This window comes from Cupriavidus sp. R6-3 (assembly GCF_059772245.1).
In genome coordinates this window covers 1-6,309 of sequence record NZ_JCBAJO010000255.1, presented here as the reverse complement: position 1 = coordinate 6,309, position 6,309 = coordinate 1, and the positions used below count along the sequence as shown (strand labels likewise).

At 69.2% G+C, this 6,309-nt stretch carries 8 protein-coding genes; 2 read left to right on the top strand and 6 right to left on the bottom strand.

Going from position 1 to position 6,309, the window contains the following annotated elements:
* The 3 genes from AC6EI8_RS23180 to hemL all read right to left on the bottom strand — a co-directional run.
* The coding region (locus AC6EI8_RS23180; RefSeq protein WP_498382989.1) for a TPM domain-containing protein at window positions 1-643 on the bottom strand (643 nt) is incomplete at its 3' end.
* 98 nt (window positions 644-741) lie between these two features.
* A complete protein-coding gene (locus AC6EI8_RS23175) occupies window positions 742-1,386 on the bottom strand; it encodes a LemA family protein (RefSeq protein ID WP_149316919.1) in 645 nt (214 codons plus the stop codon).
* A 217-nt stretch (window positions 1,387-1,603) separates the two neighbouring features.
* A complete protein-coding gene (gene hemL / locus AC6EI8_RS23170) occupies window positions 1,604-2,896 on the bottom strand; it encodes a glutamate-1-semialdehyde 2,1-aminomutase (RefSeq protein ID WP_498382988.1) in 1,293 nt (430 codons plus the stop codon).
* Between the two features lie 200 nt (window positions 2,897-3,096).
* Here hemL and AC6EI8_RS23165 point away from each other — a divergent pair, with 200 nt between their 5' ends.
* Complete coding sequence (locus tag AC6EI8_RS23165) at window positions 3,097-3,267, top strand: rubredoxin (protein WP_006577065.1); 171 nt, start codon at window positions 3,097-3,099, stop codon at window positions 3,265-3,267.
* Window positions 3,268-3,370: 103 nt separating this feature from the next.
* Here AC6EI8_RS23165 and AC6EI8_RS23160 read toward each other — a convergent pair whose 3' ends face one another.
* Window positions 3,371-3,613 carry a hypothetical protein gene (locus tag AC6EI8_RS23160; RefSeq protein ID WP_006577064.1) on the bottom strand — a complete coding sequence of 81 codons (243 nt, stop codon included), beginning with the start codon at window positions 3,611-3,613 and terminating at the stop codon, window positions 3,371-3,373.
* Window positions 3,606-5,042 (bottom strand): aldehyde dehydrogenase family protein, encoded by a 1,437-nt coding sequence (locus AC6EI8_RS23155; RefSeq protein WP_150083601.1) that lies wholly within the window; start codon window positions 5,040-5,042, stop codon window positions 3,606-3,608. Before AC6EI8_RS23155 ends, AC6EI8_RS23160 begins: the two co-directional genes overlap by 8 nt.
* A 349-nt stretch (window positions 5,043-5,391) precedes the next feature.
* Between AC6EI8_RS23155 and ppa the strand changes: the two genes are divergently transcribed.
* On the top strand, window positions 5,392-5,919 hold the full coding sequence (ppa, locus tag AC6EI8_RS23150) for an inorganic diphosphatase (protein WP_498382987.1): 528 nt from the start codon (window positions 5,392-5,394) through the stop codon (window positions 5,917-5,919).
* Between the two features lie 72 nt (window positions 5,920-5,991).
* Here the strand turns inward: ppa and AC6EI8_RS23145 are convergent.
* On the bottom strand, window positions 5,992-6,309 hold a 318-nt coding region (locus tag AC6EI8_RS23145), incomplete at its 5' end, for a hypothetical protein (RefSeq protein WP_498382986.1).

Here is a 6,309-nt window from a genome sequence, read left to right as displayed (position 1 = left end):
CCCAGCCGCGCCGGCCGACCACGATCTGGCGCCGGCGTCCGCGCGTGGCGGAGAACAGGAAGAAGGCGATGATCAGCAGCGGGAACAGCACCGGCAGCCAGTCGCCGATGCCGCCTTGCTGCGCCTGCCGGCGCGCCTGCGGGCCCGGCAGCGCCTCCTTGTCGATGGTCGCCTGGATCGCCGAGATGCCGGCCGCCAGGCCGCCATAGAAATCGTTCTGGCGGAAATGCGGCGCCATGATGTCCTGCAGGATCCGTTTGGACATCGCATCGGTCAGCGAGCCCTGCACGCCGCGGCCCACTTCGAGCCGCATCTTGCGCAGCCCGGGCGGATTGTCCTTGGCGATCAGCACGATCACGCCATCGTCGATGCCCTGGCGGCCGGCACGCCAGGCGTCGGCCACGCGGATGCCGTAGGCATCGATCGTTTCGGGATCGGTGGTCGGCACCATCAGCACGAAGATCTGGCTGCCGCGCGTGCGCTCGTATTCGGCCAGCACGTTTTCCAGCGCGCTGCGCTGCGCCGGCGCCAGCGTGCCGGTCAGGTCGGTGACGCGTTGCGTCAGCGCGGGCACGGCGACAAAGCCGTCGCCCTGCGCCTGCGCCGCGCCGGATGCGCCGAGCAGCATCGCCAGCGCGAGCATCGGCGCAAGCACCGGCATCAGCATCGGCATCAGCATCGACGCCGGCGATGCGCGCAGCCAGCGCCGGAGTCCTGCGGCGAAGATCATCGGCACGAGGATCAGAACTTGACCGCGGGTGGGGTCGAGATCGCCTTCTCGTTCTCGACGGTGAACGATGGCTTGACCTCGTAGTTGAAGATCATCGCGGTCAGATTGGTCGGGAAGCTGCGCGCCAGCACGTTGTAGTCGCGCACCGCGGCGATATAGCGCTGGCGCGCGACCGTGATGCGGTTCTCCGTTCCTTCCAGCTGCGATTGCAGGTCGCGGAAGGCGGCGTCGGCCTTGAGCTGCGGATAGTTCTCGGCGACCGCCAGCAGCCGCGACAGCGCGCCGCTCAGTTCGCCCTGCGCCTGCTGGAAGCGCTGGAAGGCCTGCGGGTCGTTCAGCGTTTCGGGCGTGACCTGGATGCTGGTGGCGGTGGCGCGGGCCTTGGTCACGGCCTCGAGCGTCTCGCGCTCATGCGAGGCGTAGCCCTTGACGGTATTGACCAGGTTCGGAATCAGATCGGCGCGGCGCTGGTACTGGTTGACGACCTCGCCCCAGGCCGCCTTGATGGCTTCGTCCTTGGCCTGGAAGTCGTTGTAGCCGCAGGCGCTCAGCAGGCTCGCCAGCCAGGCCAGCAGCAGCCAGCGCAAGGGGCGCAGCGACAACAGGGAAGACCGCGACGAAGCGAAGGTGGGCGACGAGGAAAGGAAGGCGCGCATCGGAAACTCCGTGGATCATCGGAACGCCAGTGTAGCGCACCGGCCGCTTGATTCATCCACGGAGCGGGCTGGGAGAGGGGGCCGGCGCGGACAGGCAGCGGCGGGAAGCGCGGCCTTGCTGCAGGGCTCACTGCACCGCCCCACTGCGCGGCCTCACCGCACCGCCTCACTGCAGCGCCTCACCGCACCGCCTTGCCGCAGCGCCTCTCTGCCCTCGTTACAGCGCCGCGAAGGCCCGGCGCGCGGCCTCGAAGGTCGCCTCGAGGATCGCGTCGTCATGCTGCGCGCCGACGAAGCCCGCCTCGAAGGCGGACGGCGCCAGGTAGACGCCGTTGTCCAGCATCGCGTGGAAGAAGCGGTTGAAGCGCGCGGTATCGCATTGCGTGACCTCGGCAAAGCTGGCCGGCACGCCCTCGCGGAAATACAGCCCGAACATGCCGCCGACCGCGTCCGCGGCAAACGGCACGCCCGCGGCGCGCGCGGCCTCGGCCAGGCCATCGGCGAGCTTGCGGGTCTGCGTCGCCAGCCTGTCGTGAAAGCCGGGCGCCTGGATCAGCTTCAGCGTCGCCATGCCGGCCGCCACCGCCAGCGGATTGCCCGACAGCGTGCCGGCCTGGTAGACGCCGCCCAGCGGCGCCAGTTTGGCCATGATGTCGCGCCGGCCGCCGAAGGCCGCCGCCGGCATGCCGCCGCCGATCACCTTGCCCAGGCACGTCATGTCGGGCTTGATGCCGTAGTGCGCCTGCGCGCCGCCCAGCGCAACGCGAAAGCCCGTCATCACCTCGTCGAAGATCAGCACCGCGCCGTCGGCGCTGCACAGCCGGCGCATCGCCTGCAGGAAGGCGTCGCTGGCACGCACCAGATTCATGTTGCCGGCCACCGGCTCGACGATCACCGCGGCGATCTCGCCGGCGTGGCGCGCGAAGGCCTGCTCCAATTGCTCGACGTTGTTGTACTCGAGCACCATCGTGTGGCGCGTGACGTCGGCGGGCACGCCGGCCGACGACGGCGCGTTCTGCGTGGTGTCGGCGAAGGTCAGCAGGCCCGAGCCGGCCTTGACCAGCAGGCTGTCGGCATGGCCGTGATAGCAGCCCTCGAACTTGATGATGAGGTCGCGCCCGGTGAAGCCGCGCGCCAGCCGCAGCGCGCTCATGGTGGCCTCGGTGCCCGACGACACCAGCCGGACCTGCTCGATCGACGGCACCAGCTTGCAGATTTCCTCGGCCATCTCGATCTCGGCCTCGGTCGGCGCGCCGAACGAGAAGCTGCCGGCCGCGACCCGCTGCACCGCACCGACGACCTCGGGGTGGGCATGGCCGACGATCATCGGACCCCACGAACCGATGTAGTCGATGTAGCGCTGGCCATCCGCGTCCCACATGTAGGGACCTTCGGCGCGCTCGATGAAGCGCGGCGTGCCGCCGACCGAGCGGAAGGCGCGCACCGGCGAATTGACGCCGCCGGGAATGGTCTGCTGGGCGCGGTCGAAAAGCTGCTGGTTTCGTGACATGTCGTGATCTGCCTGGAGGAGGAGAGGGGGCGCCGCCGGGAGAGAGGCGGGCGGACGCCAATTCGCGCGAACCGTCTGCGATCGGCTGCAATCCGCGTCAATCGCCATCGATTCGGCGCCAAATACCGGGATGCCGGTGGCGCGCCGCGCGTCGATTCGGTACCATCTGCGCTGAATTTTAATCGAGACGTCACCACCCTATGGAATACAAGACCTGGATGTGCCTGATTTGCGGATGGATCTACGATGAAGCCGCCGGCGCGCCCGAAGACGGCATCCCGCCCGGAACCAAGTGGGAGGATGTGCCGATCAACTGGACCTGCCCGGAATGCGGGGCCCGCAAGGAAGACTTCGAGATGGTGGCGATCTGAGGGACGGTCCGGCAGGCATCAGGTACGCATTACACGCATCCCCGCACCCGCACAACGCATCGGCCGACGGTGGCCATCGCCGCCACCGTCCGGCTGGGCCAGCCTAGCCCGAGAACGGCCCGCGCCCACGCAGCGCATTGGCCACCATCATCAGCGCCAGCAGGAACGGCAGCGCGACATACAGGCACCAGTGCACCCGGTCGCCGATCGTTTCGCCCCACTTGCGCTTGAATACCTGCAGCCGCGGCATGCCCGACGGATTGGTGGCGCGCTTGTGATTGACGTGCCAGGCCATCCAGAAAAAGAAGATGGCGAAGGCGACCGAGAGGAAATTGATATTACCCATGGTGGATGGCGATGGTTTTGAGGGTGGTGAAGCCGTATAGCGCCTCGAAACCCTTTTCGCGCCCGTGGCCCGACTGTCCGGAGCCGCCGAACGGCAATTCGACGCCGCCGCCGGCGCCATAGTTGTTGATGAAGACCTGGCCCGCACGGACCTTGCGGGCCAGCCGCAGCTGGCGCGCGCCGTCGCGCGTCCAGATGCCGGCCACCAGGCCATAGGGCGTGCCGTTGGCCAGCGCGATTGCGTCCTGCTCGTCGTCGAAGGGCATCGCCGCCAGCAGCGGGCCGAACACCTCCTCTTGCGCCAGCCGGTGCGTCGCGGGCACGTCGCGCAGCAGCATCGGCACCTGGTAGTAGCCGGTCTCGGGCGCGTCGGCGACGATCTGGCCCTGCGCCATCACCGGGATGCCGGCGTGCTGCGCGTCGGAGACGAAGTCCCAGACCCGCTGCTGCTGCTTGCGGCTGATCAGCGGTCCGCATTCGAGGTCCTGCTCGGCGGGGCCGACCCGCAGCGACTCGAACACCATCGCCAGCCGGTCCAGCAGCGCGTCGTACAGCGGCCGCTCGACCAGCAGCCGGCTGCCGGCCGAGCAGGTCTGCCCGGCGTTCTGCACGATGCCGCGCACCACGACCGGCACCAGCGCATCGACATCGGCGTCGGCGAACACGATCTGCGGCGACTTGCCGCCCAGCTCCAGCGTCACCGGCACATGGTTCTCGGCGGCCATCTGCGCGACCAGCTTGCCGGTCTGCGGCGAGCCGGTGAACGACAGATGGTCGATGCCGGGATGGCGCGCCAGCGCGGCGCCGGCCTCGTGGCCATAGCCGGTCACCACGTTCAACGCGCCCTCGGGCAGGCCGACTTCGGCGGCCAGTTCCGCCACGCGCAGCAGCGACAGGCAGGCGTCCTCGGCGGGCTTGACCACGCAGGCGTTGCCGGCGGCCAGCGCCGCGCCGACGCTGCGGCCGAAGATCTGCAGCGGATAGTTCCACGGCACGATATGGCCGGTGACGCCGTGCGGCTCGCGCACGGTCAGCACCGTATAGCCGTTCTGATACGGGATGGTCTGGCCGTGCAGCTTGTCGGCCGCGCCGGCGTAGAACTCGAAATAGCGGGCGATCGCGCGGGCGTCGGCGTGCGCTTGGCTCAGCGGCTTGCCGGTGTCGCGCGCCTCGAGCGCGGCCAGCTCGGCCTCGTGCTCGGCGAGCTTGCGCGCGAGATCAGTCAGCAGGCGGCCGCGCTCGGCGGCGGACAGCGCGCCCCAGGCGCCATCGAAGGCCTGGCGGGCGGCATAGACCGCGGCGTTGATATCGGTCGCGTTGCCGCGCGCGATCTCGGCGAAGGGCGCGCCGGTGGAGGGGTCGAACACCTTGATGCGCATGCCGGAATCCGGCGCCATCAGGCGGTTGGCAACGAAGTGCTGGGCGTGCATCGTCATGCTCCGGCTGAAATTCCAAGCCGGCATTATCGCCCAGCCGGGCCGCGCGGCTGCAAGGGCGCGCCGCCGGCAGCGCCCCGGCGGAGCGTCTCCAGAGCGTCAGCAGCGCATCGGCAGCGCGTCGGCAGCGCGTCGCCAGAGCGTCGGCAGTGCATCGGCAGCGCATCGGCAGCGCATCGGCAGCGCGTCGCCAGAGCGTCAGCAACGCATCGGCAGCGCGTCGGCAAGGCCGCCGGGCTCGTCCCCGGGCTTGTCAGTTCCCGGTCAGACCGAGCCGCTATAATGCCGGCCATCATCAAACCGTGGCCAAATACCGGCCGAATACAGGCATCTGGAGAACCGCATGAGCTTCAATCTCGTCCCGCCGGGCAAGGACATCCCGAACGACTTCAACGTGATCATCGAGATCTCGGCCCAGAGCGATCCGGTCAAGTACGAGGCCGACAAGGAAACCGGCCTGCTGTTCGTCGACCGCTTCATCGGCACCGGCATGCGTTATCCGGCCAACTACGGCTTCATTCCGCAGACGCTGTCGGGCGACGGCGACCCGGTCGACGTGCTGGTGATCACTCCGTTCCCGATCCTGGCCGGCGCCGTGGTGCGCTGCCGCGCGCTGGGCATGCTGAAGATGACCGACGAAGCCGGCGTCGATGCCAAGCTGGTCGCGGTGCCGGTCGACAAGCTGTCGCCGGCCACGGCCTGCATGAAGGGCCTGTCGGACGTGCCGCAGAACACGCTGGACCAGATCAAGCACTTCTTCGAGAACTACAAGGCGCTCGAGGCCGGCAAGTGGGTCAAGGTCGAGGGCTGGGGCGGCATCGAGGAAGCGCACAAGGAAATCACCGACGGCGTGGCGAACTACAAGAAGTAAGCCGCCGCTCGATCCCGCTGCTTGCTCCGATGCTTGCGGCGGGGCGGCGCGCTCTCCCCGGGCGCGCCGCGATCAGAACCATTGCCGCAGGCGCCGCAGCGCCGGCGGCAGACGCGGACCCTGCCTCGCTTTCGAGGCCGAGTCCGCGGCGGCGGCCACCTTCGAGGCCGCGTCGGCCGTGACCGCCACCCTGGCGCCCGTGCCGGCGGCCGTTCCCACCGGCTGTTCCGCCAGTCCTTTCCCTGTCGTTGCTCCGTAGACCCCCGCCGCAGCGGCGTTGGCGGAGGCGTGCACCGCAGGCACCGCCTGTGCCAGCGCGGCCCGCAGCGGCGCACCACAGGCCTGCGCCACCGCCGTCTCGCCGACCATCCCGCTCTGCTGCAATTGCCG